This is a genomic window from Ruegeria sp. CI8 (genome assembly GCF_056536865.1).
Map to the genome: position 1 here is coordinate 810,798 of NZ_JBQFQL010000001.1, position 25,750 is coordinate 836,547.

Sequence of the window (25,750 nt, forward strand, 5' to 3'; positions counted from 1 at the left end):
CGGTTGAAATTTCCGACTACCCAAACTCTAGCGGCTGCCCTATAGTTGTGGATAAGTCGGCCACAGCGCTGACAAAAAGAGGCGGAACAAGGGACGAGGAGACGGCGGATGCGCTGCCCGTTTTGCGGAAATATCGATACTCAGGTCAAGGACTCACGTCCGGCAGAAGATCACGTGGCCATCCGCAGGCGTCGGTTCTGCCCCGCGTGTGGGGGCCGTTTCACCACCTATGAGCGGGTCCAGTTGCGTGACCTTGTGGTCATCAAGACAAATGGCAAACGCGAGGATTTCGACCGGGACAAACTGGAACGGTCAATCCGTATTTCGATGCAGAAGCGCCCGATTGATCCGGACCGCATCGACCAGATGATATCCGGCATCGTGCGGCGCCTGGAAAGCATGGGTGAGACGGACATTCCGTCCAACAAGATCGGCGAGATCGTCATGGAAGCTCTGGCGCGGATCGACACCGTCGCCTATGTTCGCTTTGCGAGCGTATACAAGAATTTCCAGGCGGCCGATGATTTCGAGGAGTTCGTCCACGAACTGCGCCCGCCGCAGCCATCGACTGACGAGTGACCGAAACAGACAAGCGATACATGGCGCTGGCCCTGTCCTTGGGGCGGCGCGGACAAGGATCTTGCTGGCCCAACCCCGCGGTTGGATGCGTTCTGGTGAAAAACGGCAGGATCGTCGGGCGCGGTTGGACGCAGCCCGGCGGTCGCCCTCATGCGGAAACCGAGGCTTTGGCCCAGGCCAGCGAACAGGCGCGTGGCGCGACCGCTTATGTCTCGCTGGAGCCTTGTTCGCATCACGGCAAGACGCCACCTTGTGCCGAGGCTTTGATCAGCGCCGGAGTGGCCCGCGTGGTTTCGGCGATCGAGGACAGTGATCCGCGCGTCGCGGGGCAGGGTTTTGCCATGTTGCGCGATGCCGGGATTGAGGTCACGACCGGGGTTCTGAGCGATCAGGCGGCAATGGATCACGCGGGCTTTTTCATGAAGACCGAGCAAGGCCGACCGTTCGTGACGCTGAAACTTGCCAGCAGCTTTGATGGACGGATCGCAACCGAGACCGGGCAGAGCAAGTGGATCACCGGCGCCGAGGCCCGTCGGGCGGTGCATGCCATGCGTGCGCGGCACGATGCGGTGATGGTCGGCGCGGGCACCGCGCGGGCCGACGATCCTTCGCTGACGGTTCGTGATCTGGGTATCGACCGGCAACCCGTGCGTGTCGTGGTTTCACGTCACCTCGAATTGCCTTTGCTCAGCCAGTTGGCCCGAACCGCGTCTGATATTCCCGTTTGGCTTTGCCATGGCCCGTCGCCCGACCCCGAGCGTGCCGCGGCGTGGCAGGGACTGGGCGCTCGGCTGATATCCTGCGCGTTGCAGGATCACCGGATCGATGCTGCAGACATGCTCCACCAATTGGGGCAGGCCGGTCTGACCCGGGTGTACTGCGAGGGGGGCTCGGCATTGGCCGCGTCTCTGCTGGCAAATGATCTGGTCGACGAGTTGGTCGGTTTCAGCGCGGGCTTGGCCATCGGGGCCGAAGGCTTGCCCGCCATTGGCGCCATGGGGCTTGAGGAACTGGGCGACGCGCCCCGTTTTTCGCTGGTTGAAACCCGGGACTTGGGTGGCGATGTTCTGCATGTCTGGCGCAGGCCAGTGCGTTAGCGTCGCGCCCTAGCGCCACAGGTTCGCATGTGTTGCAAAAGCCCCCTGAAGCTTGGCCAGCAGCCGGATTGCCGGCCCAGCAGGTGAAATCGGGCCATGCGCCAAACGGTCTGCGACAACCTCCGCCGGGCAGGCATCGCGAGTGACTGGATCGAAATACCGTGGATAGTCGATGAGCGTGGCGTAGGCCAGGCCCAGTACCGTCGGTCGCGCGCCTCGTCGGGCCGGGACCGATCCAAGGTCCGTCGTCAGGCCCCAGCCGGCGTAGAACGGAGCCCCAAGCGTAGTGACCTTTATCCCGCGCAGCAAAGCTTCGAACCCAAGCAGTGAGGTCATAGTCCAGACCTCCTGAACCTCCGGCAGAACCAGTGCCGGGTCGACCTCGTAGAGGACGACATCGGCCAAACCCTCGGCGTCTATTCGACCGTCCCGAAGCCCGGCCTCAACATCCGGATGCGGTTTGTAGATCAGAACTGCGTCGGGATTGGCCGCGCGAACGGTGCTCAGCAACTCGAGATTTGTGCGGACCGTGCTGGTGCCCAACCGGATCGAGGCGTCGTCCTCTACCTGGCCAGGTACAAGAATTCGATGCCCGTCCGGCAGGGGCGGGCAACTGCCGCCCGTATTGTATTTGCTTAGTCCCGCCGCAGTTAGTTGCGTCACCAGGCGGCGTATCCGTATCTCCTGATCGGGTCGCAACTCTTCGCGAGCGGTGATCAGTTCTTCCAGACGGCTGGGTCGGGTGGGGTCGTAGTAAATTCCAAGGTCGTCGGTCACCAGTGAAAGCGGCGGCACAAGGTTGGCCCCCAACCCGCGCGAGCGCAGAAAACCATCTTCGACGCGGACCACATCTTCGGCATCCAGATCACGATTGGCCCAGACCATATGAGGCCTGTCGGATGCCGAGGGCCGTTCCGGTACGAAACGGACTTTTTTCCACTTCCCGAAGGTTTGCTGAATATGCCTGCGTTTCCACAAGCGCATTCCAGACGCTGTCCAGCCGTGCCTGTCCTGTCTCCAGGCGCGGCTCTGGGCCTCAAGCGTATCCAGCACCGTTTCAAGTTCACACAGCTGGTCGCGATAGGGATCGTACCACGTCGGGTACAGTATCATGGCGGCAGCGAATAGTTGAGCGCGGGTCAGATTGCGCTGCCGGCGCGGCAGCGGCATCTCGTCCTGCGTCAGACCCCACCCGGCATAGAAGGGTTGCCCAAAAACCCTAGGTTTGTGACCGGCCAGAATGGCCTCAAACCCCAGCTGCGAAGACAGGGTATAGACCCCAATCGCGCCTTCCAGCAACGACCAGGGGCTGATCTGATTCGCCAACAGGGAGACACGGTCAGTTTCGTCATCCGCCGAGAAAAAACCGCGCCGATGGCCCTGCAGTGTTTCTGGGTGGGTCTTGATGATCACGCGCGCGCCGGGGTTTTCCTCTTGGGCCATGATCAGCATTTCCAGAAACCGCGCCGGGTCGCCCCGGCTTGCCGTAACCGCCGCGTCGCCCTGTATCTGATCGACAACCAATACATAGCCCGGATCCGGGGGCGCGATATCCGGGTCGCATGCCGAATACTTGCTCAGATGCGATTCCTTCAACCGTGCGATCGCGCCGCGCGCCCGATCCAGCAGGGCGGTGTCATCCAGCGGGTGCGTGGCCAGCAGAGTTTCGAGGTCCGACGGCTGTGACGGATCGAAATGCATCGCACGTCGTTCCAGCAGCAGGCCAAGTGGCGGCTCGTTATCGCGCCCCGGCAGCAAGGATCGCAGGAATGCATCCTCGACCCGCAACAGCGGGATATCCCGGTCCTTTGCTACTCGGGTTCCGCGGTGCGCGGTCGGGCTTTCGCCCCAGATGCCCACCATGTCGCCCGAACGCGGAAGCCCAACGCGAATGTCGAATCCTGCCAGCGACAGGATGCGTCTGACCCTGCGTTGGGTCAGAAACCCGCCATTGTAGACATACAGGCGCGTTCGATCCTCGGCGTCCGCAGTGTCGGCGCCGGGATTCATGCCTCAGTTTCCGGTCAGCGTGGCGACGTTTGCAACGGGTGTCAGACCACCGGCAATCAGCGAAATCGACTTGGTCCACTGTGCATACGGGGCTTCGGTCACGTAAATCGTGTCGTCGTCGCGGATCACGAAATCACGTGCTACAAACAGACCGTTTGGCGCCGTGAGGTTCAGCAGGTAGATCACGCGTTGTTCGCCCTGAAGGTTCGGCTGGCCCAGCACTTTGCGTGCGATATCTTCACGCTCGTCCCTCAGAACGAAGATCCCCGTGGGATCCGAGGACAGCGATTGCAAGCCGCCGACCTGCGCCAGCGCTTCCAGCGCGGACAGATCCTGACTGTCGAAGGCGACCCGGGATTGCCCACCCGTGGCCCCCAGCGCGATATACGACCGGGTGTCCTGTTCGACCAGGATGCGATCACCACCGCGCAGTGCGATGTCGGTTTCAGGATTGCGGAACAGATCGTCATACCACACGGTGCCACGCTGATTGCCACGGATCACCGTGACCAGCGCAATATCCGGGGCGACCGCCACGCCGCCGGCCCTGGCAAGCATCGTCGACAGCGTGCGGGTCGGGCGCTCGATCGGATAGATGCCAGAGGCGCCGATCGTGCCGGTTACCGAGACCGTCGCACCGTCACCCGCCACGCGGCGGATCTGAACCTGCGGATCAGGCGTCTGCTCGCGCAGCTTTTCCGCAATCAGCGAGCGTAGCTGCTCGGGGGTATTGCCCGAGGCGCGCAAGCGGCCAGCATAGGGCACGAAGATAAAGCCTTCGCTGTCGACCTGAACCTCATCGAGATTGGTCGATGGGCCGGTTTCACCAGCCAGCAGACCGTCGTCGACGTTTTCCCAGATGGTCAGGCCAAGCACGTCGCCGGGACGAATGGTGTCGGATGTTACGCTTTGTGCTGACCGGAAGGCAGGGGGAAAGCCAAACTGTGGAACCGCAGAGCTGACGTGGGCCACCCGGTCATCAACTTCGACCACGTGGGCGTTGCCGCCATTGACTGTCGAGCCCGCAAGAATTTCGGTTTTGTTCGGCCCGGCCTTGGGCAGTTGGCACGCTGCCAGAAGGCCAATGGCTGCAACGAGGGACAACCCTCGTATCCATCGAGTAGGGAAACGCTGCACTGCCGAAATACCTCGAGTTTCGTATGTAGTCTTTTGGTTTGCGGTCAAACTAGCGGTTTCAAACTTCAAGTTCCAGCCAGCGAAGCACCGTGTCATTCAACGATTTTCAACTGTGGCGTGATGGTCGCGATTCCGGTCAGCGCGGCCTGATAAGGGTCGCGAGCCTGCAGCATCATGTCAGCGACTCGCCGCAGCAACTGGCGCCGTCCGCCGCGCGAGTAATAGCCGCCCGGCACCTGGCTGGTTTCCAACAGGAATTGGCGGTATGCCCGATAGGCCTCCGTGTCAGGTTTTTGCGGGTGCCTGAAAAATTCGTCAATCGGTTGATGCGAGACCAGTTCAGGCTTGTCGTAGACCGACTTTCCAAAGACACGCAGAGGGATGCCACGCCACAGAGCCTGCTGTCCGGCGGTGGAATTGATAGTCAGGGCCGAGCTCGCGTGATCCAGAAGTCGCGCCAGCTTTCCCCCGGGCACGTAATGCACGCGATCCGAGATGCCCAGTTCGCGCGCAAGTGCTTGGACGCGTCTTCTCAGCGGCTCGCGCTGGTTCTCAAGGGGATGTTCCTTGATGACCAGGCGGTGGTGGGACGGTGCGCCCTTGGCGAACCCTTCCATCACCGGGGTGATGAAATCGGCCATGCATGAAAAATCCGAATGCGCCTGGACCGAACTGTCGTGCCCCAGTTGCAGCAGCACCAGATGATACGGGAACCCGCCGCGCCTTACACGCCAAGTGGCGAGAACGCGCTGCAGTCGATGGATTGGCATGAGCGCCAAACGTTTGAAATACAGTTTGAATTCCTTTGAGACAGGCACTTCTCGGTGCGGGCGGAAATTCCGGTACCCGCGGTTCGCACACAGAACGAACCAATGGTACAGAGCGCCGTAGAAAATGTGTTGCCGCATATCCCCCCAATGTGACGGGGGTGGGGGCGTTTTGGCGCCCGAGCTTTGCAACGCTTGTTGCATCTGGGCGATTTCCAGATCCATCAGGCGAGAATGTCCGTTTGACCCATTGCGCTCATAGGTGACCCACCAAGGTCGAAGGTACCCTTCCTCGAACACATGAACACGAATGCCGTGGTGTCGCGCCGTACGGATCGCGTCGGCGTGCACCGGGCGAACATCGCCATAAAGCACGATGTCGGTAACACCGCGCGACAGGATGATGTTCGTCAGGCTTTCCGGCCAGTCGTCGAGCCGGCCGCGATAGGGGATATAGCTGGCGCGATCGAACCAAAAGTCCTGGTCCCCGGCGTTGAACCCGACACGCCACACCTGCGCGCCAGCCGCGCGCAACATGCGACCCAGGCCGCTGAAGAACGGCCCATGCGGCCCCTGCAGAAACAGGAATACGCGACTGTCGGTGGTGGCCTTCGGTTGCCTCATGCCAGATGCTCGAATTCTTGTTGCCCGTGTTTTGTTGAGCAAACTATGCCTTTTTGCGGCCAGCCGGGCAAGGCAGGGCTTGCTCCGCCCGCCACTTGGCCTTACCTCGGCGTGGATTGCATGGCACAGCTTAGGCGCAGAGGGTTAACGGAATGTTTACTGGGATCGTCACCGATATCGGCACAATCATCGAGTTGGAGCAGCAGGGCGATTTGCGTGCGCGCATTCGGACAGGCTATGATACATCCGGCATAGATATTGGTGCGTCGATCGCCAGCGACGGGGTTTGCCTGACCGTCATAGCGCTGGGTGATGACTGGTACGATGTTCAGATCAGCGCCGAGACCGTTTCCAAAACCAATCTGGACGGCTGGAAGGTGGGCTCAAGGGTCAACCTTGAACGGGCCTTGAAGGTGGGTGACGAATTGGGTGGCCATATCGTATCGGGACACGTGGATGGCGTCGCAGAGATCGTCGCCATGGCCGAAGAAGGTGACAGCACCCGCGTGACCCTGCGCGCGCCCAACGATTTGGCGCGCTTCATCGCGCCAAAGGGCTCGGTTGCTCTGAACGGCACTTCGCTTACGGTCAACGATGTCGACGGTTGCGATTTCGGGGTAAACTTCATTCCTCATACCAAAGAGGTGACGACCTGGGGCGCGGCGAAGGTCGGAGATCGGGTCAATCTGGAAATCGACACGCTGGCCCGGTACGTGGCCCGTCTGGCCGAGGTTTCGTGATCACCAGCGAAGAAATTGCGTCGCGTTAGGTACGGCCCACTTCGTTTGCGGACTGGCCTTTGCGCGCGCGCTGGTCTATCCCGCGATGCAACACCTGCTCTGTGAAAGGCTGCCCCATGAGCTTTGAAACACCCGGACCGGTCGAGGCCCAGCTGCGCGACGCGATCAGCCCGATCGAAGAGATCATCGAAGAGGCGCGCCAAGGCCGGATGTATATCCTGGTTGATCACGAGGATCGCGAGAACGAAGGTGACCTAGTGATCCCGGCGGAATTCGCCGATGCCGCAGCGATCAATTTCATGGCCACCCATGGCCGCGGGCTGATCTGCCTGCCGATGACGGCCGAGCGGATCGACCGTCTGGGCCTGCCGATGATGGCCGTGAATAACTCGTCGCGGCACGAAACCGCCTTTACCGTTTCGATCGAGGCGCGCGAAGGCGTCAGCACCGGGATCTCGGCCGCCGACCGGGCGCTGACCATCGCCACCGCGATCAACGAGCAGAACACCATGGCGCATCTGGCCACGCCCGGCCATGTCTTTCCGCTGCGCGCCAAGCGGGGCGGGGTGCTTGTGCGTGCCGGCCACACCGAGGCCGCCGTGGACATTTCGCGCCTGGCCGGGCTGAACCCCTCGGGCGTGATCTGCGAGATCATGAAGCCCGACGGCACCATGGCACGACTGCCCGATCTGGTCGAATTCGCCAAGGAGCATGGGCTGAAGATCGGCACAATCAGCGACCTGATCTCGTACCGCGCGCGCCACGACAATCTTGTGGTCGAGACCGCGCGCCGGATGGTCACGTCGGAATATGGCGGCGAGTGGGAGATGCGGATCTTCACCGATCAGACCCACGGGATCGAACATGTGGTGATGATCAAGGGCGACATCAGCACGCCCGAGCCCGTCCTGACCCGCACCCATGCGTTGCACGAGGCCTCGGACATTCTGGGCCTTGGTCCGAAGTCGCCGCAGGAACTGCCGCGTGCGATGGAAAAGATCGCCGCCGAGGGGCGTGGCGTGGTCTGCCTGTTCCGCAACCCGCGCAACTCGTTGTACGCGGCCGAGGACGAAGGCCCGCGCACCATCAAGCAAACCGGTCTGGGCGCGCAGATCCTGTCCAAGATGGGCATCAAGGAACTGGTGCTGCTGACCGACTCGCCGCAGACGAAATACCTGGGTCTGGACGCCTTTGGCCTGTCCATCGTCGGGACCCGCTCGATTCTCAAGGATGACTGAGCATGGCTGAGCAAGACAAACACGGCGTTCTGCCGACCCCGAAATTCGATGACCCGGTCAAGCTGCTGATCGTCGTGGCCCCGTTCTATCGTGCCATCGCCGACGACCTGGTTCGCGGCGCCAAGGCCGAGATCGAGGCCGTCGGCGGCAGCTGCGAGGTGGTCGAGGTGCCCGGCGCGCTCGAGATTCCGACCGCGATTGCCATGGCGGACCGCCAGTGCAACTTCGACGGCTATGTGGCGCTGGGCTGCGTGATCCGGGGCGAGACCACGCATTATGAAACCGTCTGCAACGATTCCAGCCGCGCGATCCAGTTGCTGGGCCTGCAGGGGCTTTGCATCGGCAACGGCATCCTGACGGTTGAAAATGACGCGCAGGCCGAAGTACGCGCGAATCCGGAAAAGATGAACAAAGGCGGCGGCGCGGCGGCTGCGGCCTTGCATCTGATCGCACTCAGACGTAAGTGGGGCGCTTCGAAAAAGGGCGTCGGATTCAAGCCGCCGTCCGAGTCCATCCTCGTGGCGGGCGACAGCAACGGATCAACGACAGCATGACCCAGACAGACACGCCGAAACCGGCAAACCGGAAACGCCTGATGAAATCCGCCGCGCGGCTGTATGCCGTGCAGGCGCTGTTCCAGATGGAGCAGTCGGGCCAGACGACCGAGCAGGTGGTCAACGAGTTTCTGGATCACCGGTTCGGCGCGGTCTACGAGGGCGACGAGATGCTGGAAGGCGACAGCTCGGTCTTCCGCAAGCTGGTGGATGACGCGGTGAACTATCAGGCGCCGATCGACCAGATGACTGACCGGGCGCTGGTGGCCAAGTGGCCGATCTCGCGCATCGACCCGACCCTGCGGGCGCTGTTCCGCGCGGCGGGCGCCGAGCTGAGCCAGAGCGACACGCCGCCCAAAGTGGTCATCACCGAATTCGTCGACGTGGCGCGTGCCTTCTTCCCCGAAGGCAAAGAGCCGAAATTCGTCAACGCGGTTCTGGATCACATGGCCCGCGAGGCCAAGCCCGAGGCGTTCTGACGCGCCACGGGCGATTTTACCCGGCATAAAATTGCGCTAGACTCCTGTCGTGTGAAGGAGGTGCGTCATGCCGAAACTGATCCGTCTTTACATCACCCAGGTCGCGCTCGGCTTTGTGATCTCGGCTGTGTTTGTCGCGGTGCTGCTGCTTTTGAACGTGGCCAACCTGCGTCACCTCATCACCGGGTCCGACATCGGTTTCGTCGCGCTGATCATGATCTGGTTCATGAACGGGATCGTCTTTGCGGGTGTTCAGTTCGCCTATGCGATCATGAGCATGGCCGAAAAGCCCAAAGGCCCGCGCGGCGGTACCTCGGTCGCGGTCAAGTTGGAGCCCGTGCGCGTCGAAGCGCGCAGGTCGTGATGGGCCAGAGCCGCTTTGCGCTTGTTTTGACCAATTTGTCGACAGCCACAGCCCTTTGCGCGTGAACACTTTCGCATCTTTAGAGCCGGAACTGTCGCAATCGAGTGCTCAATTGTTCCCGGAAGAAGACTGAGGAAACCTCTCAACGGCGGGACTTCTCGCGCGTCGGGTTTGAAGGACATGCCCTGATCAGAAGGCGGCGGGACCACCAGGCAACCGTGCGGTTTTGATTCCCGAGGACCTGTATGTACAGGTGGGCGCCAGGTAAACGGGCCAGGACCCGAACAGAGCCAGCTCCCTCGGAATTGCTTAAGGCCACCGGAATGCTACCAGTCACGAGAAGGGCAGAACCCGCCAAGCGCCTAAGTAGGGCGCAACACTCAGTTGCACAAGGGGCATGCTCAACAGTTTTTGGTCTGGGTCGTGCGGAAGTTGATTGTAGGGGCAAATCTTGGGCATGCGGGCCGGGTCAGATCCGGGATGATGATCAAAACCTGCCAACTTGACAATTTGTTCACTAATTGTTCACACTCTGCGCATGACAGTTGAACTTCAGCCCGGACAAAGACTGGCCAGGGGTGTCTCTAGACACCTAGTGACGCACGGCTTTGTTTCGATTGAGGAATTCGTCCCGACCCGCGGGTTGCGCGTTGACGTCATGGGGTTGGGGCCAAAGGGCGAGCTTTGGGTGATCGAGTGCAAGTCAAGCCGGGCCGACTATATGTCCGATTCGAAGTGGCAGGGTTATCTGGATTGGTGCGACCGCTTCTTCTGGGCGGTGGACACGGACTTTCCCACCGAGCTGCTGCCCGCTGAAACCGGACTTATCATTGCGGATGCTTATGACGCCGAGATCATCCGCATGTCCCCCGAGACCAAGTTGGCCGGGGCAAGACGCAAGAAGATGATCCAGAAATTTGCCATGGACGCCGCGCGACGGTTGCACGGCCTGCGTGATCCGCGGCTTTGATTTCAGCCTTTGACGGCGCGTGCGGCTTGTGCTGCGGCGCGGATCTCGTCGGCGATTTCCTCGGCTTCTTCCGGGTCGAAATCCATGGGGATTTCAAGCTCGCCCGCCTCGATGAACAGGCGCACCATTCCATGGTCGGTCGGACCGATCTGAAGGTTCGCTTCGATGTCACGTTCGGTATTGATGCCCATTCTCGCCTCCGGGGACTGAGCGTTTCTGCTAGCCTGCAACGCAATGGGAATCAAGCGGAGTGTGTGGCCGATGCTGCAAGGGGACAATGCTGAGATCCGGCCGTTTTGCGAAGATGACCGCGATTGGCTGGTCGAGCGCCACGGAACACTTTACGCGCGGGATGAAGGATTTGACGAGAGCTTCGCTCCGCTGGTGGCCCGTATTCTGGACGAATTTGTCGCCGGGCATGATCCCCAACGCGAGAGGGGATGGATCGTTGAAAGTGACGGAAAGCGCCTTGGTAGTATTTTCTGTATCGCGCAGGATGAAACTACCGCCAAACTGCGGCTTTTTTTGCTGGAACCCGACGCGCGGGGCAGGGGACTTGGGGCGCGGCTTTTGATGACATGCATGGATTTTGCACGATCCGCGGGCTATGCGTCGATGGTGTTGTGGACCCACGAAAGCCACAGGGCTGCCTGCAATCTGTACCAAGCGTATGGATGGCGCCTGACCGACAGCAAACCGGTTCATTCCTTCGGCGTCGATCTCATCGAACAAAGCTGGTCAATTCGACTTTAAGGCTCTTGCAATCCCCGAACGCGTTCGTTAAATCGCCCCTCACGAGTGCCGCCTTAGCTCAGTTGGTTAGAGCGCTGGATTGTGGATCCAGAGGTCCCCTGTTCAAGCCAGGGAGGCGGTACCATCTCCCCTCGACAAGACTGCTCGTCCGCCGCTTTTGACGTGCGCTGTTTTTCCGTTAGTAGGGTTGGGATTAACGAGGCCGGTCGCAAGAGATTTGCGGTGCAACTGGCGGAATTAGTTTGGTTTTTACTGGTCCCTTTTACGCCGTAACCCAAAATTCTGGGATTATTTGAGAGGGCAATCGACTCCAGATGGGACCTGTCGTCTGCTTCCGCGGTGCTTAGGGCGCTTGCGTCCGAAGGCCGGTTGCACGTGTAGCGGTGCACCAGTGGGCCCAGACATTCCCTCGTACGGAATTCGACCCTCGCAGCATTGGTGCGGTTTGTGTAAGAAGAAGGTCAAAGGCAGTTCGGGAACAGGCGTAAATGTCTCAGACCATTACCGTATTCACGACGATGAAAAACGAAGGCCCCTACATGCTGGAGTGGGTCGCGTTTCATCGGACTTTGGGCGTCGATCATTTTGTGATCTTCACCAATGACTGTGAGGACGGTACCGACAGAATTGCACAACGCCTTGAGCAGATGGGTTTGGCATCCCACGTCCCGAATGCTGTACCTGAGGGTGGAAACCCCCAGCACCAGATGCTCCGGCGGGCACGGCGACATCCCAAGATCCAAGAAGCCGATTGGCTGATGTGCCTTGATGTCGATGAGTTTTGGAACATTCGATGCGGCGACAACAGCTTCGCGGCCTTGATTGATGCCGTCGAACAGAAGGCAGGACAATCGGTGGACGCCATTTCGTTCGCATGGCGGTTGTTTGGGACGTCGGGCAATATCAGTTTTGACGACACGCCCGTGACACGGTCATTTTGCATGGCCGATCAGGAGTTTCCCTATCATTCCGGTCGCGCATATGGTCTGAAAACGCTGTTTCGGAACAATGGCAAGTTCACTCGGTTCGGACCGCATAGACCCAAGGGCATCGAAGAGGGCAAAGAGGCCGAGGTCGCATGGTCGGACGCGGGTGGGAATCTGTTTCCAGCCCAGAATGTCGGTTGGCGCGCCTGGCGGAATTTCGACCATTCCTTCGGACGGCTCCATCATTATTCCGTTCGATCTCTGGATGGCTTTCTTATCAAGCGGGACCGGGGGCGGACCAACCACGTAAAGGTGGATCAGGGGCAATCCTACTGGTCGGACATGAATGCTAACAAGGTTCAGGACACCTCGATCCAGCCGATCGCCCAGCGTGCAGCACCGTTGCTTGACGAACTCAAATCGGATCCCGAACTGCGCGAATTGCACGAACAGGCCTGCGAATGGCACCGCGCCAAAATCGCCGAGATCAAGATGCGCCCCGATTGGGTGGAATTCCGGTCTTGGCTGGCCGACAATCTGGTGTGACGGCCATGGCGGACGATCTGACCAAAGCGCAGCTGCAACCTGATCACCCGGATCGGAAGACCGGCTATGAACGCATTCTGACCGATCCGCCTCCGCCTTGGTTTGTCGAGATTTACCCCGGCGGGGACGGGACGGGGTTTCTGCAAAAGCTCGACCGCCATTCGGTTCTATTCCACCAGCGTGACCCGGCGCGGCTGGTCATCAGTTTTGACAATATTGCAAATGCCAATGACCTGTCCTTTGCCCGCGAGCCGTGGGGCTGGAAGTTTTTCCGGGACGAGGGGTGGTCCCATCTGGGCGTGATCGCCCGCACAAAGGCATGGTATCGCGACCCCGAAATCATCGGTTATTTCGAGGACAAGGCGCGCGAGGGGTTTTTTGACAAGTTCGATCAGGTCGTGTTTGCCGGGGCGTCCATGGGAGGGTTCGCCGCGTTGACCTTCTCAGCACTGGTTCCGGGTGCGATCGTCATTGCTTTCAATCCGCAAACCACATTGGACGAGCGGCGGGTCCCCTGGGAAACTCGCTATCGGTTCGGCCGTGTCCAGGACTGGGATCTGCCGCTGAGTGACGCTGTCGAAACCGTTCAGGCCGCCGCCCGGGCCTATGTGTTTTACGACCCGTTCTTTGACTTGGACAGGCATCAGGTCACACGGCTGCAGGGCGGCAATGTCGTTCTTCTCAAAACCTGGTTCGCCAACCACTTTGCCGCGCCCATGCTGCGGAAACTCAATCTTTTGAAACCGGTGATGCAGCAGGCGATGCGTGGGACCCTGGAGCCGTCCGAGTACTACAAGATGATGCGTGCCCGACGGAGACTGCCGATCTACATGCGCGGTATTGAAGCCGTGGGCGAAGAACGTCACCCAAAGCTGGTAATGGCCGCCCGCCAGCGGTTCCGGGCCATGCGCCGGGCTATGGCGGCAGGGGACGCGTCATGACGCCCAAACGGGGCGTGTTCATCGGCCAGCGCAAGGACCGCATGGGTGCCCGACTGCTGATGATGCTGACCTGCATACGCCTGGCCGAGGATTTTGACGCGGATTATCGGGTCAACTGGTTTCCACCGGGGGCCGATGCCCCAGAACTGGACAACCCGGAAGAGCTGTTCGATCCCGAATGGATCAAGTCTCACTTTCTGGATCAGAAAACCCACGATCGGCTGTCGAAGAATGGGCTGCCGGTCTGGAGCTTTTTGGGCGACGCGACGCCCGATCGGCTGACGGCGCATCTGGCCGCTGGCCGCTCGGTCTTGGTCGAAGAGGGGTTCGAAGTCCTTGCCTTTCCTTGGGAGGATATTGAGGCGATCCGCCCGCGCTACCGCGAGTTCATTCACCGTATCGGGTTCACTCCGCAAATCCGGCACATCATGGAGCTTGCCGATGCAAGGCTCTCGGGGCAGGGCGTTTCTGCCTACCATGTCCGGCGCGGTGACATCCTGAACGCGCTGCCCTGGAAGCACACTACCTGGCCGGCAAAGGTCGAGCCGGAAGAACTCTACGATATGCATCTTTCCAAGAGGCTGGACCGGCCCGCGATCATGTTCTCGGACCAGCCCGAGCTGATTGCGCGGTTTCAAAAGCGTTATCCGAACCTGATGCAGATGTCCGACATTGCGGACCTGTCTGGAATGACCCGAGCACAGCGCGACTTTCTCGAGCTTTTTGCCATGTCCCGGGCCGAACAGGTGATCGCTCCGTTCATCTCGGCCTTTTCCATGGCGGCTGCACGGATATCGGGGCAGCAAAGACTGGTATTCCGCGATGTCCTGACCGAGGCCGAATTGGACGAGGCGAACGAAACCGTCATCCGGCGCGTGGCGCAAGGCCCCGAGACTTTTCTGAACCCATCCGAGGCCGCCCATGTCTATGCCAAGGCTGCGCAATATCTGTGCGCCCAGGATCGGTGCCAAGAGGCTTTTGATCTGGGCCAGCCGATCCTCGATGCCGGGGCGGACAACGCTTTTCTGCCCCTGCTGCAGGCGTTGAACGCGTTCTATCTGGGCAAGTGGAAGGAAAGCGAGCAACTGGCCCGGGACGGGTTGGAAAACCCGCATCTTTGGCCCGAAGATCACGCGGTTCTGACCGCATTGCGGGGGGCCATTCTTGGCGCCAGAAAGAAACGCTGGGCTGCCGGGCGTCACTTTGCAAAAGCGTTTTGGGCCAAGCCGTTGCGACCCGATGTTGTGGTTTTGGGTTCGCGCATGCTGTACCGCGATCAACTGCCCGTTCGACTGTTTCCGCCCGTGGATTGGGCCCTGCAGCGAAAGTTGCGCCAACGTCGGTTTCCGCCGTTCAACAACCTGTACCTTGTCCAGCACAAGGTGATCGTGAGGGCGCCCTGCAATTTCGACATGATCCTGCTTGATTGGTCCGATCTTTCCCTGGACCAGCGCGCCAGGCGGCTGCAGGACAGCGGTCCGCGCCTGCAAGCTTTGTGGGCCGGGCTGACTGCGATCGACGACGTGCCAGAACAGGACCCCGCTGTGGAAAGCCTGTCATCGTTGCTGCAATGGCGCATGGGCGAGGTTGCCGTCGAGTCGGCAATTGATGCCGCCCGGGACGTGGTTCTGCGGTGCCCTGACAACCCCTTGTACCACAAACGTCTTGCCGAGCTTTATGCGGATGCGGGTGACCGACGACAGGCGCGATTGACTATGGCCGAGGCGCTGGCTTGTGACCCTGACAGCGCGTTTCTGGTTTTCGCGATGGGGCAACTCTTGGCGCGCATCGGCGCCGAAGAACAGGCCGAGGCGCAGATCCTTCACGCGGCCGAGCTGGACGACATCACCGCTGCCATTCAAGGGGCCGCGGGTCAGATTTGCCTGAAGCGTGGTGAAAAACAGCGGGCGCAAGTGTTTCTGCAACGGGCCAAGGCGTTGTGCCCAACCTACAAACGGTTTTCCAATCAACTCAAAAGGGCAGAAGGGTAACATGCGGGCCTTTCGCGATATCCAGCACCATTCAGGGTCATCTGTGTGCAAACACACCCAAGGTTTCGGCTTGGTCACCGCCTGCAATGGAATTAGTCTGCCGGGCAAACACTGGTCTTGCGTGCCCGCGTCCGGCCTGCATGGCACCAAAAACTGAGGCAAAAATGGTCGATCAGCCCCCCCGCTTTGTCAGCGTTACCCCGATGAAGAACGAAGGCCCGTTCGTTCTGGAATGGGTCGCGCACAATCAGGCTATTGGCATCGACCAGATGGTCGTGATGACGAATGACTGCACGGACGGGACGGATGCGCTGCTCGAGCGGCTCGACCAGCGCGGAGTTCTGATCCATGTGGACAATAACTCGAATAGACGGCGGACCAGCCCACAGCGACGGGCCTATCGGAAGTTTTTGGAAATGGAAGTGGCCGGCCCGAAGGATTGGGTTATACCCATCGATGCCGACGAGCAGATTTTTGTCAAAACAGGTGGCAACACGTTGCGGGATTTGACGGGTGCGGTTCCGCAAGCGCGCATGATATCAATGACATGGCGGATATTTGGAAATAGCGGCATTATTAAGTACGAGGATGCCTTCGTTTCGGAACAATTCCGTATGGCGGCTGCCGAGGGCTCACACAAACCGCCGCAGGCTTGGGGGATGAAGACTATGTTCCAGCTAGAACTCTGGGGCGTGCTGGGTGTTCATAGACCGAAGCTACCAAGGGTGGAAACCATTGCAGAATGCCATTGGTATAATGGGTCAGGGCAATTGATGCCTGATCGGTATTTCAACGGCAGTTGGCGGTCGGCCCGCGATTCAGTTGGCTATGATTTGGTACAGCTAAACCACTACGCGCTGAAATCGTGCGAGAGCTATCTGGTAAAGAAAATGCGCGGCCGTTCAAACCATATTGGTGATGAAATGGGGCTAGATTATTGGAACACCATGAACCTCAATCACGTCGAAGATAAGGGTATTGATGCTATTCTGGAGCGGAAAAAGCAGTGTTTCTCTGAGTTGCTATCCGACCCAATCACCGCAGAGTTGCACCATAATTGCTGCAGTCTGCATAGGCGGATCATAAAACAAATTCGGAAGACTCCGGATATCGAACAGCTTTGGGCTCAGATGACTATTAAATAACGAATAGTGTTCTTTGCGCAATGCGGTGAAATAGGGAAAGAAACATGAGCAGTATTTCGCAACGAAGTACACCGGCGTCGCTCTGGATCGGCAATCGATTGAGCTTCTTAGACCTCCTTTGCCTAAAGTCTTTCGCCGACATAGGGCAGCCCATAACCCTATACACGTACGGTGATGTTGGAAACCTACCCGACTATGTCATCCATGCGGATGCTCGCGAAGTGTTTGATCCTCCGGAAGTACTGCGCCAGAAAGTGGGAAGGCGACATCTTGTTGGCAGCCCAGCAATTCATGCAGACATATTCCGGATCCGCCTGCTGGGCATGACCGATCACTTTTGGGTCGATACTGACGCGTATGCAGTTAGGCCCTTGAAACCTAACGAGGGGTATCTGTTTTCGAGAGTTGGCGGGTACGTGCCAAATGGTGTATTGTCGCTTCCAAAGTCCAGCCCTGCATTGAGAAAGCTATCAGACTTCATGTCGCAACCGGGCTCAATACCCCCTTGGTGGAGCGAAGAAGAAGAACTAAGTTTTGTAAGATCGGGTGCGCCTTTGGACTTTAGGTTCATGAAGTGGGGTACATTGGGGCCCATCGCTCTTGGCTACTTTTTGTCGGAAACTGGGGAGGTTCGAAAATCGTCAAGTGCAGACGTACTTTACCCGATTCGTGCTCGCCACAAACATCGGTTTTTTGAGCCCGGATGGATCGATCTTCCATCGCACGTTCAATCAATCCACCTGTACGCATCAGGGCTAAGGCAGATTCTGAAAGATGATTATTGTGGCGTGCCGCCAAAAAACTCTCTGCTGGCCGAGATGTGTAGCAAACATAAGATTGATCCGCTGGCCTCGGCTCTAGAATAACGACTGCGTCATTCGATTGGAAAGTCTTGGCGGAGGCTACCCGTGGTCTTGTCGAAGATCAGGATGCGGTTGTCATCGGTCACCACGGCGAACCAGCTGTTTCCAATGGTCACGGCTTGGGCCTTTGCACCGTCCGGCAGTTCGATCTGATCGGGCAGGGTGGGGGTCCGGTCGGATAGACGGATGACAATCAAAGCGAATGTCACTAGAACCCCGCCAATCATCACCGCGGTCAGCAACATGACCATGCGGCGCAGAAGGCGCAGCTGAGGCGTTTCCTGCGGTTCTTGGGGATCTGAAGGGACAGTCATGGGCACCCGGCAAATAGACTTCGTTATCGCGGACGCTCCGCCGCCCCGCCTTGATAAGGCGCTTTCGCGGGATGTTCCAGCAGATGAAAACCTGTCGCGTACCCGGCTGGCCCGGCTGATCGAAGAGGGCGCGGTTCTGGTCGACGGCAAGGTCGTGCTCGACGCCAAAGCCAAAGTGCCGGAAGGCGCCGTTGTGTCCATAACCGTCTCCGAAGCGGACGAGAGTCACATCGGGGCCGAGGACATTCCGCTGGACATCGTGCATGAAGACGCTGACCTGATCGTGATCAACAAGCCTGCGGGCATGGTCGTCCACCCGGCACCGGGATCGCCCAACGGCACTTTGGTGAACGCCCTGCTGCACCACTGTGGCGAGGAATTGTCGGGGGTAGGCGGGGTCAAGCGGCCGGGCATCGTGCACCGGATCGACAAGGATACCAGCGGGTTGCTGGTGGTTGCCAAATCGGACGCCGCCCACCAGGGGCTGGCGGCCCAGTTCGAGGCGCACAGCGTCGAGCGCTACTATCGCGCGGTCTGCTATGGCGTTCCGGATGCCAATGACCCGCGGCTGCGCGGTGTCAAAGGCGTGAGTTTTGAGCCCGGCAACGTGATGCGCATCACAACGCAACTGGCCCGGCACAAACATGATCGGCAGAAACAGGCGGTGCTTTTCCATGGCGGGCGCCATGCCGTGACGCGTGCGCGCGTCGTTGACGTGTTCGGACAACCCGGTGCGGTATCATTGATCGAGTGCTGGCTGGAAACCGGACGCACCCACCAGATTCGGGTGCACATGGCACATGCGGGCCACGGCTTGGTGGGCGACCCGATCTATGGCGGCAAGCGTAGACTGTCGGCCCGGTCGTTTGATGCAGACGCTGTGGAGGCGGTGCGTGCGTTCCCGCGCCAAGCCCTGCACGCGGCCGTCCTGGGCTTTGTTCATCCCGTTTCCGGCGAGGAAATGCGTTTTGAGGCAGCATTGCCGCGAGATATCGAGGCACTCATCTCGGTTCTGAAACAACCTGCAAAGTCTCGTGACTAAGACTTTCTTAGCTTTCCTTTATCGTTCCTTAATCCCAGACTGTTAACACCTGCTCTTGAATGGTCCTGAACGTGGCCCCATATCCATGTTAAGGGCGTAAACATTTGTCCAAGGGACGTGATACATGGCAAATTACAAAAATCTTCCCGTGCCTACGCCAGAAGGTGGGCTGAACCGGTATCTGCAGGAAATCCGCAAATTCCCCCTGCTGGAGCCGGAAGAGGAGTACATGCTGGCCAAACGTTGGGTCGAAGAGCAGGACACCGAAGCGGCGCACAAGATGGTCACATCGCATCTGCGGCTGGCCGCCAAGATCGCCATGGGCTATCGCGGCTATGGTTTGCCGCAGGCCGAGGTGATTTCCGAGGCCAATGTGGGCCTGATGCAAGCCGTCAAGCGGTTCGATCCGGAAAAAGGCTTCCGTCTGGCGACCTATGCGATGTGGTGGATCCGCGCCTCGATCCAGGAATACATCCTGAGATCCTGGTCGCTGGTGAAACTGGGCACCACCTCGGCGCAGAAAAAGCTGTTCTTCAACCTGCGCAAGGCGAAAGCACGGATTGGCGCGTTGGAGGAGGGCGACCTGCACCCGGACAATGTCAAGCGGATCGCCAATGACTTGGGCGTGACCGAAGAAGAGGTCATCAGCATGAACCGCCGCATGTCGGGTGGGGATGCGTCGCTGAACGCCACGGTCGGGTCCGAGGGCGAAGGCACCATGCAGTGGCAGGACTGGCTGGAAGACGAAGATGCCGACCAGGCCGGCGACTATGAGGCCCGCGAAGAGCTTGAGGTTCGTCGCGAGTTGCTGACCGAGGCGCTGGACGTTCTGAACGACCGCGAAAAGGACATCCTGACCCAGCGCCGGTTGATGGATCAGCCCGTGACGCTCGAGGAACTGAGTACGCAGTACAATGTCAGCCGCGAACGCATCCGTCAGATCGAGGTGCGCGCCTTTGAAAAGCTGCAGAAAAAGATGCGTGAGTTGGCGCGTGAAAAGGGCATGCTGGCCACCGCCTGATCACGGCAATCCGATGAACAAGCGGCCCGGGGAAACCCGGGCCGTTTTTTTTGTCATGTCCTACTGCAGTTGCTGGCGGAATACCCGTACCATGTTTTCGCCCATGACCTTGCGGATCTGAGCTTCGGTCAGGCCCTCGTCCAACAAGGCCGAGGTCAGCGCCGCCAGTTCCGACGTGTCGAATGCGGTCTCGACCGAGCCGTCATAGTCGGACCCCAGTGCCACATGGTCTTCCCCGACCGTCTCGATGGCTGCTTTGATCATTTTTGCAATTCCCGCCGGGGCGATGTCGCCGCAGGTGACGTCGGCCCAGTATCCCATCCCGATGACACCGCCGGTCGCCGCGATTTCCTTCATCAGGTCATCGGGATAGTTGCGCTTGACCGGGCAGAACCCGTGCAGTCCGCCGTGGCTGACGATCAGCGGTTCGTCCGTCATGGCCAGCACGTCGCGCGCCACTTGCGGGCTGGAATGAGCCAGGTCGATCACCACAGGGCGCTTGGCCAGTTCGGCCACCACCTGCCGTCCGAATTCGGTCAGGCCCGTGTTCCCGGTGCCGTGCAGCGAGCCGCCAAGTTCGTTGTCAAAGAAATGCTGCAGCCCGAACACCCTGTGGCCGGCATCGAATATCGGGTCGAGATTGGCCATATCGCCCTCCAGCGGATGGGCGCCTTCGATCCCTAGAATGCCGCCTACGACCTGTTCGCCGCGCGCGCGGGCGTCGAGCACCGCATCCAGATCCGCGCGGGTCTTTATGACCTTGAGATGTCCGCTTGAGGCGGCCTCGAACCGGTGCAGTTTCTCGGCCTGATAAATCGCGCGTTCCTTCAGGCTGTCCCAGGTGCGCAGCGGCCACAGCTGACCGATGGCCAACAGCGTGATGTTGTCGAATGCCTCGGCCGAGTTCGCCTCGTAGTTCTGCCCGGCCGGAGACTTGGTCACGGCGGTGAACACCTGCAGGGCCACGTTGCCTTCGATCAGCCGGGGAATATCCACCTGGCCGCGGGTTCCGCGCTCGGTCAGGTCGCGGCTCCACAACAGCGGATCGGCATGCAGGTCGCCCACGATCAGGGTTTCGTGCAGAGCCGCGGCAGTGTCGGACACCGGATATGGGTCGTGGTCGATCACGTTGTTGCGCGCGTTTTCGACATATGGCGGCACTACCACGAAAAATATCACGGCCCCGATGACGACCACAGCCGCCGTGAGGCCTACCAGCCATTTCAGAAATCTTCTCACGTTAGTCCCTCCCGTTTGTCATGCGCAGATTACGGGTGTCCCGCGCACAGAAAAGCCTGACTTGGCGTCGCTTGGCTGATACAGAAGGCGCAACAGATGTTGGCGCAAACATTTCAGCGCGGAACATGGTCAAATACGGAGGAAACCATGCACAATCCGGTTCAATGGGGCATTCTGGGGGCGGCGAAATTCGCACGCCAGTTCATGGGTCCGGCGATCCATGCGGCCTCGGGCGCGCGTTTGTCTGCTTTGGCGACTTCGGATCCGGCGAAAGCCGGTCCATTCCAGGACTTCTGCCCGGACCTTACGGTCTTTGACGACTATGACGCGCTGCTGGCTTCGCCCGAAATCGAGGCGGTCTATATCCCTCTGCCGAACCACCTGCATGTGGAATGGAGCTTGAAAGCGCTGGACGCTGGCAAGCACGTTCTGTGTGAAAAGCCCATGACCATGCGCGCCGAGGAGTTCGAGACCCTGATCCACAAGCGTGACCAGACCGGGTTGCTAGCGGCCGAGGCCTACATGATCGTGCACCACCCGCAGTGGCAGCATGTGCGCGACCTGATCGCCGACGGCGCCATCGGTGATCTGGTGCATGTCACGGGCGCATTCAGTTTCGACAACCGCACCGACACTGGCAATATCCGCAACCGCGCCGAAACCGGCGGCGGCGGGCTGCGCGACATCGGCGTCTATGTCATCGGGTCGGCCCGTTTTGCGACGGGGCAGGAACCGGACGCCGTGCAATCGGCCATCCGCTGGGAGGATGGCATCGACGCGTTCACGGAAATCCGCGCGCAGTTTCCGGGCTTTACCTATTCGGCCTATGTCTCGATCCGCATGCATCCGCATCAGGAAATGGTCTTTCACGGCGAGCGCGGCCTGATCCGCCTGACCGCGCCGTTCAACGCGCGGGTTTTTGGTGAGGCCCGGGTCGAGCTGCATCGCCCAGGTTTGGAAGTTCTTGTGACGCGCTTCCCGGCCGACGATCATTACAAGCTGCAGGTCGAGGCGTTTTGCCGGTCCGTTCGCGCGGGCGACGAATACCCGTGTCCGCTCGAATTCTCGCGCGGAACTCAGGCGATGATCGACCGGGTGTTCGACGGCGCAACACCGCTCTGACTTGCGTGATCAGCCACCCCGCGCCTAAACTGGAGAGCACCTGAACAGGAGGGGGCCATGGCCGGAGGCTGGGCGCGTGACGGCGCGGTAAGTGAACAGATCGAGGCTTCGATTTCAGACGAGCTGGCACGGATGCAGGCGAAAAAGCGTCCGGTCGGTGAAAGCCTGACCCATTGTGCAGAGTGTGACGAACCGATCCCCGAAAAGCGCCGACTGGCGATCCCCGGGGTCAAGCTGTGTCTGGATTGTCAGCAAGAGCGTGATGGTGCTTTCAAGGCCCGCGGCGGTATCAATCGGCGCGGCTCCAAGGACAGCCAGCTCAAGTGAAGGGGCCCGGCAAAGACGGCGGCTCCCTTTTTCAGAATGGCCTGTTTCTTGGGTTCATGGCCGCATTTCTTTGGGGCACGCACAGTGTCATCGTGCGCTACCTGACCGGAGATCTGGGTGGCATGCAAATTGCCACAACCAGGCTGTTCATAGCTGCTTTGGCTATCTATGGCATGTTGCGTGCGATGAATGCGCCGGTTTCCGTTCAGTTCCGGGATTGGAACTTCCGTCTTGCGGTTTTGGCGACGGTCATCAACTACATTCTGTTCCATATCGGGCTTGAACACACCGGTGCAGGCAGCGCGATGGTGTTGGAAAATACCGCGCCGTTCTTTGTTCTGGTTTTCTTGTATTTCTTCGCCGACACCCCTGTTGGAAGAACCGATGTTCTGGCGACCCTTCTGGCCATCTTCGGGGTTTTTCTTACGGTTTTCCGCGATTTCGAAGGCGGCGGGGACCCGGTTCTGGGGGATATGATGGAAATTGGGGCCGGGGTCAGCTGGGCGGTGTTCCTGATCGCCAGCAGCCGGGCCATGCGCGCGTCGAAATCGACGGCCGAGCGTCTGAATTTCCTGTTTGGTGTGTTCCTGTGCTCGGCCGTAATTCTGCTTCCGCTTTCCGTTTTTGCGCTGCGGATGCCATCCGGCAGCGATCTGGTGTTTTTGGTTTTGCTGGGCGTTTTCCCGACTGCGCTGGCCTATTACCTTTGGTACGAGGCCGCCGCGCGAGTGTCGACGTTGACCGCGACCCTTTTGTTCGCCGCCTCGGTGGTGTTCACCTTCGTCAATTCGGCAATTTTTCTTGGGGCGCCGATCACCCCATTAGCTGCGATTGGGGCGGGATTGATCGTATTCGCGGTGTTCCTCACGACCAAAAAAAACTAGGCGACAGCCGAAGCGGGGTTACCGGCGGCGCCACCAGCGCCGCAGCAGGTTGACGTCCATGGCGGCAACCATGATGCCCAAGGGGATCATCCAAAATCCCAGAACAGGAAGGAAGCCGAAGACGCCGGCGACGATCAACAAAAGTCCCACGATAAATCGCAGCCCCCGCGGGACATTGCGGCGGATCCGGGCGAGAACAGGGCGCAGGCGGTCCTTGATGGCCCGCCAGCGCCCCTTGTCGGTTGGGTCTGTCACCCCTCCAGGGCCTCCAGTTCGTCGATCATTCCCGAGATCATCGACAGGCCCTTGTCCCAGAATTTCGGGTCGCTGGCATCCAACCCGAACGGGGCCAGCAGCTCTTTGTGGTGCTTGGAGCCGCCCGCGCGGAGCATCTCGAAGTACTTTTCCTCGAACCCGTCCGCGCCGCTTTCATAGACCGAGTAGAGCGCGTTCACCAACCCGTCGCCGAAAGCATAGGCGTAGACATAGAAGGGCGAATGAACAAAGTGCGGGATATAGGCCCAGAAGGTCTCGTACCCGTCCATGAATTCAAACGCCGGGCCAAGGCTTTCGGCCTGAACGCTCATCCACAAGGCATTGATGTCGTCCGGCGTCAGTTCGCCCTCGCGGCGTGCGGCGTGCAGCTTGCATTCAAAGTCGTAGAAGGCGATCTGGCGGATCACCGTGTTGATCATGTCCTCGACCTTGCCGGCCAGCAGAACCTTGCGCTGCTCGGGCGTTTCGGCCTGATCCAGCATCTTGCGGAAGGTCAGCATCTCGCCGAAGACGCTGGCAGTTTCGGCCAGCGTCAGGGGGGTCGAGGACAGCATCTCGCCCTGACCGGCGGCCAACACCTGGTGCACGCCGTGGCCCAACTCGTGCGCAAGCGTCATCACGTCGCGCGGTTTGCCCAGATAGTTGAGCATCACGTAAGGATGCACATCGGTCACGGTGGGGTGCGCAAAGGCGCCCGGAGCCTTGCCCGGTTTCACCGCCGCGTCGATCCAGCCTTTCGAAAAGAACGGTGCTGCAATCTCGGCCATGCGGGGATCGAAAGCGGCATAAGCCTCCATCACGGTCTTCTCGGCGTCCTCCCACGACACGGTGCGGGTGTCTTCCATCGGCAGCGGCGCGTTGCGGTCCCAGACCTGCATCACATCCAGACCCAACCATTTGCGCTTGAGCTCGTAATACCGGTGGCTGAGCTTGGGATAGGCGGCCACCACCGCCTCGCGCAGGGCTTCGACCACTTCGGGTTCGACATCGTTCGCCAGGTGCCGCGCGGTCTGCGGGGTCGGCATCTTGCGCCAGCGATCGATGATTTCCTTTTCCTTGGCCTGCGTATTGTGGACGCGGGCAAAGGTTTTGACGTTGTCTTGGAACACGCGGGCCAGTTCGCGGGCCGCGGCCTCGCGTTTGGACCGGTCCTGTTCGGTCAGCAGGTTCAGGGTGCCTTCGATGTTCAGCTCTTCACCGTTCACGGTAAAGGTCAGCCCGGCGATGGTTTCGTCGAACAGCCGTTCCCACGCGTCGCCGACCACCCCCAGATCATGCAGGAATTTCTCCAGCTCGTCCGACAGTTGATAGGGCTTCATCGCGCGGATGCGGCGGAAGACGGGCTCGTACCGGGCCAGGTCCGCGTTGGCCTTGAAATGAGCGGCCAGCACGTCGTCGTCGATGCGGTTGATCTCGAGCGTGAAGAACACCAGCGGCGTGGTGAACAGCGTGACCTTCTCCTGCATGTCCGACAGGAACTTGGCGCGCTCGGCATCGGTGGTCAGTTGGTAATAACGCAGCCCGGCAAAGGACATGATGCGCCCGGCGACGGCGTTGATCTTTTCGTTGCGCTGGACACAGGTCAGCAGGCCCTGCGCATCCAGATCGGCCAGCTTGCCTTCGTAATCGGCGGCAAAAGCCGCGCATTCCTGCTCCAGCCACTCAAGATCGCGAGTCAGTTCCGGCGCGTCCTGTCCCTTGTACAGATCGTCCAGGTTCCATTCCGGCAGGTTGCCAAGGTTGTCGGCGCCGCCACCGGCATTTGCGTCTCGGACGGGGAAGGGAAGCTCGTGCATGGAAC

27 protein-coding genes and 1 tRNA gene are annotated in these 25,750 nt (G+C 60.0%); 20 read left to right on the plus strand and 8 right to left on the minus strand.

Translation table 11 applies throughout. The features are described 5' to 3' along the window. Window positions 1-108: 108 nt before the first annotated feature. Both nrdR and ribD read left to right on the plus strand, forming a co-directional pair. Complete coding sequence (nrdR, locus tag ACR0DA_RS03940) at window positions 109-579, plus strand: transcriptional regulator NrdR (RefSeq protein WP_039534475.1); 471 nt, start codon at window positions 109-111, stop codon at window positions 577-579. Beyond that, window positions 576-1,676 (plus strand): bifunctional diaminohydroxyphosphoribosylaminopyrimidine deaminase/5-amino-6-(5-phosphoribosylamino)uracil reductase RibD, encoded by a 1,101-nt coding sequence (ribD, locus tag ACR0DA_RS03945; RefSeq protein WP_480753027.1) that lies wholly within the window; start codon window positions 576-578, stop codon window positions 1,674-1,676. Before nrdR ends, ribD begins: the two co-directional genes overlap by 4 nt. A gap of 9 nt (window positions 1,677-1,685) precedes the next feature. Here the strand turns inward: ribD and ACR0DA_RS03950 are convergent, their stop codons facing one another. From ACR0DA_RS03950 to ACR0DA_RS03960, 3 genes are all read right to left on the minus strand, one after another. Further along, window positions 1,686-3,686 carry a capsular polysaccharide biosynthesis protein gene (locus tag ACR0DA_RS03950; RefSeq protein ID WP_480753028.1) on the minus strand — a complete coding sequence of 667 codons (2,001 nt, stop codon included), beginning with the start codon at window positions 3,684-3,686 and terminating at the stop codon, window positions 1,686-1,688. A gap of 3 nt (window positions 3,687-3,689) precedes the next feature. After that, on the minus strand, window positions 3,690-4,823 hold the full coding sequence (locus ACR0DA_RS03955) for a polysaccharide biosynthesis/export family protein (protein WP_480753029.1): 1,134 nt from the start codon (window positions 4,821-4,823) through the stop codon (window positions 3,690-3,692). A 92-nt stretch (window positions 4,824-4,915) separates the two neighbouring features. Next, complete coding sequence (locus tag ACR0DA_RS03960; protein ID WP_480753030.1) at window positions 4,916-6,214, minus strand: capsule biosynthesis protein; 1,299 nt, start codon at window positions 6,212-6,214, stop codon at window positions 4,916-4,918. A gap of 152 nt (window positions 6,215-6,366) precedes the next feature. Between ACR0DA_RS03960 and ACR0DA_RS03965 the strand changes: the two genes are divergently transcribed. The 6 genes from ACR0DA_RS03965 (at window position 6,367) to ACR0DA_RS03990 (ending at window position 10,559) form a co-directional block, all read left to right on the plus strand. Then, window positions 6,367-6,954, plus strand: coding sequence for a riboflavin synthase (locus ACR0DA_RS03965; RefSeq protein ID WP_480753031.1), 588 nt, complete (start codon window positions 6,367-6,369; stop codon window positions 6,952-6,954). A gap of 116 nt (window positions 6,955-7,070) precedes the next feature. Further along, entirely contained in the window at window positions 7,071-8,192 is a 1,122-nt protein-coding gene (ribB, locus tag ACR0DA_RS03970) for a 3,4-dihydroxy-2-butanone-4-phosphate synthase (RefSeq protein WP_170357514.1), read from the plus strand. Window positions 8,193-8,194: 2 nt separating this feature from the next. Next, on the plus strand, window positions 8,195-8,746 hold the full coding sequence (locus tag ACR0DA_RS03975) for a 6,7-dimethyl-8-ribityllumazine synthase (protein WP_480753032.1): 552 nt from the start codon (window positions 8,195-8,197) through the stop codon (window positions 8,744-8,746). Then, window positions 8,743-9,225, plus strand: coding sequence for a transcription antitermination factor NusB (gene nusB / locus ACR0DA_RS03980; RefSeq protein WP_170363703.1), 483 nt, complete (start codon window positions 8,743-8,745; stop codon window positions 9,223-9,225). The genes ACR0DA_RS03975 and nusB overlap by 4 nt, the downstream gene beginning before the upstream one ends. Before the next feature lie 67 nt (window positions 9,226-9,292). Next, window positions 9,293-9,589 (plus strand): hypothetical protein, encoded by a 297-nt coding sequence (locus ACR0DA_RS03985; RefSeq protein WP_170441908.1) that lies wholly within the window; start codon window positions 9,293-9,295, stop codon window positions 9,587-9,589. A gap of 538 nt (window positions 9,590-10,127) precedes the next feature. Further along, window positions 10,128-10,559 (plus strand): MmcB family DNA repair protein, encoded by a 432-nt coding sequence (locus tag ACR0DA_RS03990; RefSeq protein ID WP_170357518.1) that lies wholly within the window; start codon window positions 10,128-10,130, stop codon window positions 10,557-10,559. Between the two features lie 2 nt (window positions 10,560-10,561). Here ACR0DA_RS03990 and ACR0DA_RS03995 read toward each other — a convergent pair whose 3' ends face one another. Then, window positions 10,562-10,750 (minus strand): DUF6324 family protein, encoded by a 189-nt coding sequence (locus ACR0DA_RS03995; RefSeq protein ID WP_093961768.1) that lies wholly within the window; start codon window positions 10,748-10,750, stop codon window positions 10,562-10,564. Window positions 10,751-10,820: 70 nt separating this feature from the next. On the opposite strand from ACR0DA_RS03995, the gene ACR0DA_RS04000 reads away from it, so the two are divergent. The 7 genes from ACR0DA_RS04000 to ACR0DA_RS04030 all read left to right on the plus strand — a co-directional run bounded on the left by ACR0DA_RS04000 (window position 10,821) and on the right by ACR0DA_RS04030 (window position 17,727). Beyond that, window positions 10,821-11,312: a GNAT family N-acetyltransferase gene (locus ACR0DA_RS04000; RefSeq protein ID WP_480753034.1), complete on the plus strand. Its 492-nt coding sequence runs from the start codon at window positions 10,821-10,823 to the stop codon at window positions 11,310-11,312. Window positions 11,313-11,359: 47 nt separating this feature from the next. Then, window positions 11,360-11,436 (plus strand) — tRNA-His (locus ACR0DA_RS04005). Window positions 11,437-11,800: 364 nt separating this feature from the next. Next, window positions 11,801-12,784 carry a glycosyltransferase family 2 protein gene (locus tag ACR0DA_RS04010; RefSeq protein WP_170598120.1) on the plus strand — a complete coding sequence of 328 codons (984 nt, stop codon included), beginning with the start codon at window positions 11,801-11,803 and terminating at the stop codon, window positions 12,782-12,784. 5 nt (window positions 12,785-12,789) lie between these two features. Further along, on the plus strand, window positions 12,790-13,725 hold the full coding sequence (locus ACR0DA_RS04015) for a hypothetical protein (protein ID WP_480753035.1): 936 nt from the start codon (window positions 12,790-12,792) through the stop codon (window positions 13,723-13,725). Further along, window positions 13,722-15,716, plus strand: coding sequence for a hypothetical protein (locus tag ACR0DA_RS04020; protein WP_480753036.1), 1,995 nt, complete (start codon window positions 13,722-13,724; stop codon window positions 15,714-15,716). Before ACR0DA_RS04015 ends, ACR0DA_RS04020 begins: the two co-directional genes overlap by 4 nt. Before the next feature lie 164 nt (window positions 15,717-15,880). Then, window positions 15,881-16,861, plus strand: a complete 981-nt coding sequence (locus ACR0DA_RS04025) for a glycosyltransferase family 2 protein (protein ID WP_480753037.1) — start codon at window positions 15,881-15,883, stop codon at window positions 16,859-16,861. Window positions 16,862-16,905: 44 nt separating this feature from the next. After that, a complete protein-coding gene (locus tag ACR0DA_RS04030; RefSeq protein WP_480753038.1) occupies window positions 16,906-17,727 on the plus strand; it encodes a hypothetical protein in 822 nt (273 codons plus the stop codon). An 8-nt stretch (window positions 17,728-17,735) separates the two neighbouring features. Here the strand turns inward: ACR0DA_RS04030 and ACR0DA_RS04035 are convergent, their stop codons facing one another. After that, window positions 17,736-18,038, minus strand: a complete 303-nt coding sequence (locus ACR0DA_RS04035; RefSeq protein WP_480753040.1) for a DUF6476 family protein — start codon at window positions 18,036-18,038, stop codon at window positions 17,736-17,738. On the opposite strand from ACR0DA_RS04035, the gene ACR0DA_RS04040 reads away from it, so the two are divergent. Together ACR0DA_RS04040 and rpoH are read left to right on the plus strand one after the other, a co-directional pair. Then, window positions 18,037-19,080 carry an RluA family pseudouridine synthase gene (locus ACR0DA_RS04040; protein ID WP_480753041.1) on the plus strand — a complete coding sequence of 348 codons (1,044 nt, stop codon included), beginning with the start codon at window positions 18,037-18,039 and terminating at the stop codon, window positions 19,078-19,080. The genes ACR0DA_RS04035 and ACR0DA_RS04040 overlap by 2 nt on opposite strands. A gap of 124 nt (window positions 19,081-19,204) precedes the next feature. Then, a complete protein-coding gene (gene rpoH, locus ACR0DA_RS04045) occupies window positions 19,205-20,101 on the plus strand; it encodes an RNA polymerase sigma factor RpoH (protein WP_170339682.1) in 897 nt (298 codons plus the stop codon). Window positions 20,102-20,161: 60 nt separating this feature from the next. Here the strand turns inward: rpoH and ACR0DA_RS04050 are convergent, their stop codons facing one another. Beyond that, entirely contained in the window at window positions 20,162-21,340 is a 1,179-nt protein-coding gene (locus ACR0DA_RS04050; protein ID WP_480753043.1) for a dipeptidase, read from the minus strand. A 147-nt stretch (window positions 21,341-21,487) separates the two neighbouring features. Here ACR0DA_RS04050 and ACR0DA_RS04055 point away from each other — a divergent pair, with 147 nt between their 5' ends. From ACR0DA_RS04055 to ACR0DA_RS04065, 3 genes are read left to right on the plus strand one after another with little or no spacing between them, the layout of a single operon-like run. After that, on the plus strand, window positions 21,488-22,462 hold the full coding sequence (locus tag ACR0DA_RS04055) for a Gfo/Idh/MocA family protein (RefSeq protein WP_480753045.1): 975 nt from the start codon (window positions 21,488-21,490) through the stop codon (window positions 22,460-22,462). 57 nt (window positions 22,463-22,519) lie between these two features. Beyond that, window positions 22,520-22,789 (plus strand): DksA/TraR family C4-type zinc finger protein, encoded by a 270-nt coding sequence (locus tag ACR0DA_RS04060; RefSeq protein ID WP_170339110.1) that lies wholly within the window; start codon window positions 22,520-22,522, stop codon window positions 22,787-22,789. Next, window positions 22,786-23,673 (plus strand): DMT family transporter, encoded by an 888-nt coding sequence (locus ACR0DA_RS04065; protein ID WP_480753046.1) that lies wholly within the window; start codon window positions 22,786-22,788, stop codon window positions 23,671-23,673. The genes ACR0DA_RS04060 and ACR0DA_RS04065 overlap by 4 nt, the downstream gene beginning before the upstream one ends. An 18-nt stretch (window positions 23,674-23,691) precedes the next feature. On the opposite strand, the gene ACR0DA_RS04070 is transcribed toward ACR0DA_RS04065, so the two are convergent. Continuing rightward, window positions 23,692-23,928 carry a hypothetical protein gene (locus tag ACR0DA_RS04070; RefSeq protein WP_480753048.1) on the minus strand — a complete coding sequence of 79 codons (237 nt, stop codon included), beginning with the start codon at window positions 23,926-23,928 and terminating at the stop codon, window positions 23,692-23,694. Further along, window positions 23,925-25,745, minus strand: coding sequence for a M3 family oligoendopeptidase (locus ACR0DA_RS04075; protein WP_170371431.1), 1,821 nt, complete (start codon window positions 25,743-25,745; stop codon window positions 23,925-23,927). The genes ACR0DA_RS04070 and ACR0DA_RS04075 overlap by 4 nt, the downstream gene beginning before the upstream one ends. Window positions 25,746-25,750: the final 5 nt, after the last annotated feature.

Bases quoted from the DNA above. Each gene is read 5' to 3' on its own strand.
- nrdR (WP_039534475.1), top strand. From the start codon at position 109: ATGCGCTGCCCGTTTTGCGGAAATATCGATACTCAGGTCAAGGACTCA.
- ACR0DA_RS03950 (WP_480753028.1), bottom strand. From the start codon at position 3,686: ATGAATCCCGGCGCCGACACTGCGGACGCCGAGGATCGAACGCGCCTG.
- ACR0DA_RS03960 (WP_480753030.1), bottom strand. From the start codon at position 6,214: ATGAGGCAACCGAAGGCCACCACCGACAGTCGCGTATTCCTGTTTCTG.
- ACR0DA_RS03965 (WP_480753031.1), top strand. From the start codon at position 6,367: ATGTTTACTGGGATCGTCACCGATATCGGCACAATCATCGAGTTGGAG.
- ribB (WP_170357514.1), top strand. From the start codon at position 7,071: ATGAGCTTTGAAACACCCGGACCGGTCGAGGCCCAGCTGCGCGACGCG.
- ACR0DA_RS03975 (WP_480753032.1), top strand. From the start codon at position 8,195: ATGGCTGAGCAAGACAAACACGGCGTTCTGCCGACCCCGAAATTCGAT.
- nusB (WP_170363703.1), top strand. From the start codon at position 8,743: ATGACCCAGACAGACACGCCGAAACCGGCAAACCGGAAACGCCTGATG.
- ACR0DA_RS03985 (WP_170441908.1), top strand. From the start codon at position 9,293: ATGCCGAAACTGATCCGTCTTTACATCACCCAGGTCGCGCTCGGCTTT.
- ACR0DA_RS03990 (WP_170357518.1), top strand. From the start codon at position 10,128: ATGACAGTTGAACTTCAGCCCGGACAAAGACTGGCCAGGGGTGTCTCT.
- ACR0DA_RS03995 (WP_093961768.1), bottom strand. From the start codon at position 10,750: ATGGGCATCAATACCGAACGTGACATCGAAGCGAACCTTCAGATCGGT.
- ACR0DA_RS04000 (WP_480753034.1), top strand. From the start codon at position 10,821: ATGCTGCAAGGGGACAATGCTGAGATCCGGCCGTTTTGCGAAGATGAC.
- ACR0DA_RS04010 (WP_170598120.1), top strand. From the start codon at position 11,801: ATGTCTCAGACCATTACCGTATTCACGACGATGAAAAACGAAGGCCCC.
- ACR0DA_RS04015 (WP_480753035.1), top strand. From the start codon at position 12,790: ATGGCGGACGATCTGACCAAAGCGCAGCTGCAACCTGATCACCCGGAT.
- ACR0DA_RS04020 (WP_480753036.1), top strand. From the start codon at position 13,722: ATGACGCCCAAACGGGGCGTGTTCATCGGCCAGCGCAAGGACCGCATG.
- ACR0DA_RS04025 (WP_480753037.1), top strand. From the start codon at position 15,881: ATGGTCGATCAGCCCCCCCGCTTTGTCAGCGTTACCCCGATGAAGAAC.
- ACR0DA_RS04030 (WP_480753038.1), top strand. From the start codon at position 16,906: ATGAGCAGTATTTCGCAACGAAGTACACCGGCGTCGCTCTGGATCGGC.
- ACR0DA_RS04040 (WP_480753041.1), top strand. From the start codon at position 18,037: ATGGGCACCCGGCAAATAGACTTCGTTATCGCGGACGCTCCGCCGCCC.
- ACR0DA_RS04035 (WP_480753040.1), bottom strand. From the start codon at position 18,038: ATGACTGTCCCTTCAGATCCCCAAGAACCGCAGGAAACGCCTCAGCTG.
- rpoH (WP_170339682.1), top strand. From the start codon at position 19,205: ATGGCAAATTACAAAAATCTTCCCGTGCCTACGCCAGAAGGTGGGCTG.
- ACR0DA_RS04055 (WP_480753045.1), top strand. From the start codon at position 21,488: ATGCACAATCCGGTTCAATGGGGCATTCTGGGGGCGGCGAAATTCGCA.
- ACR0DA_RS04060 (WP_170339110.1), top strand. From the start codon at position 22,520: ATGGCCGGAGGCTGGGCGCGTGACGGCGCGGTAAGTGAACAGATCGAG.
- ACR0DA_RS04075 (WP_170371431.1), bottom strand. From the start codon at position 25,745: ATGCACGAGCTTCCCTTCCCCGTCCGAGACGCAAATGCCGGTGGCGGC.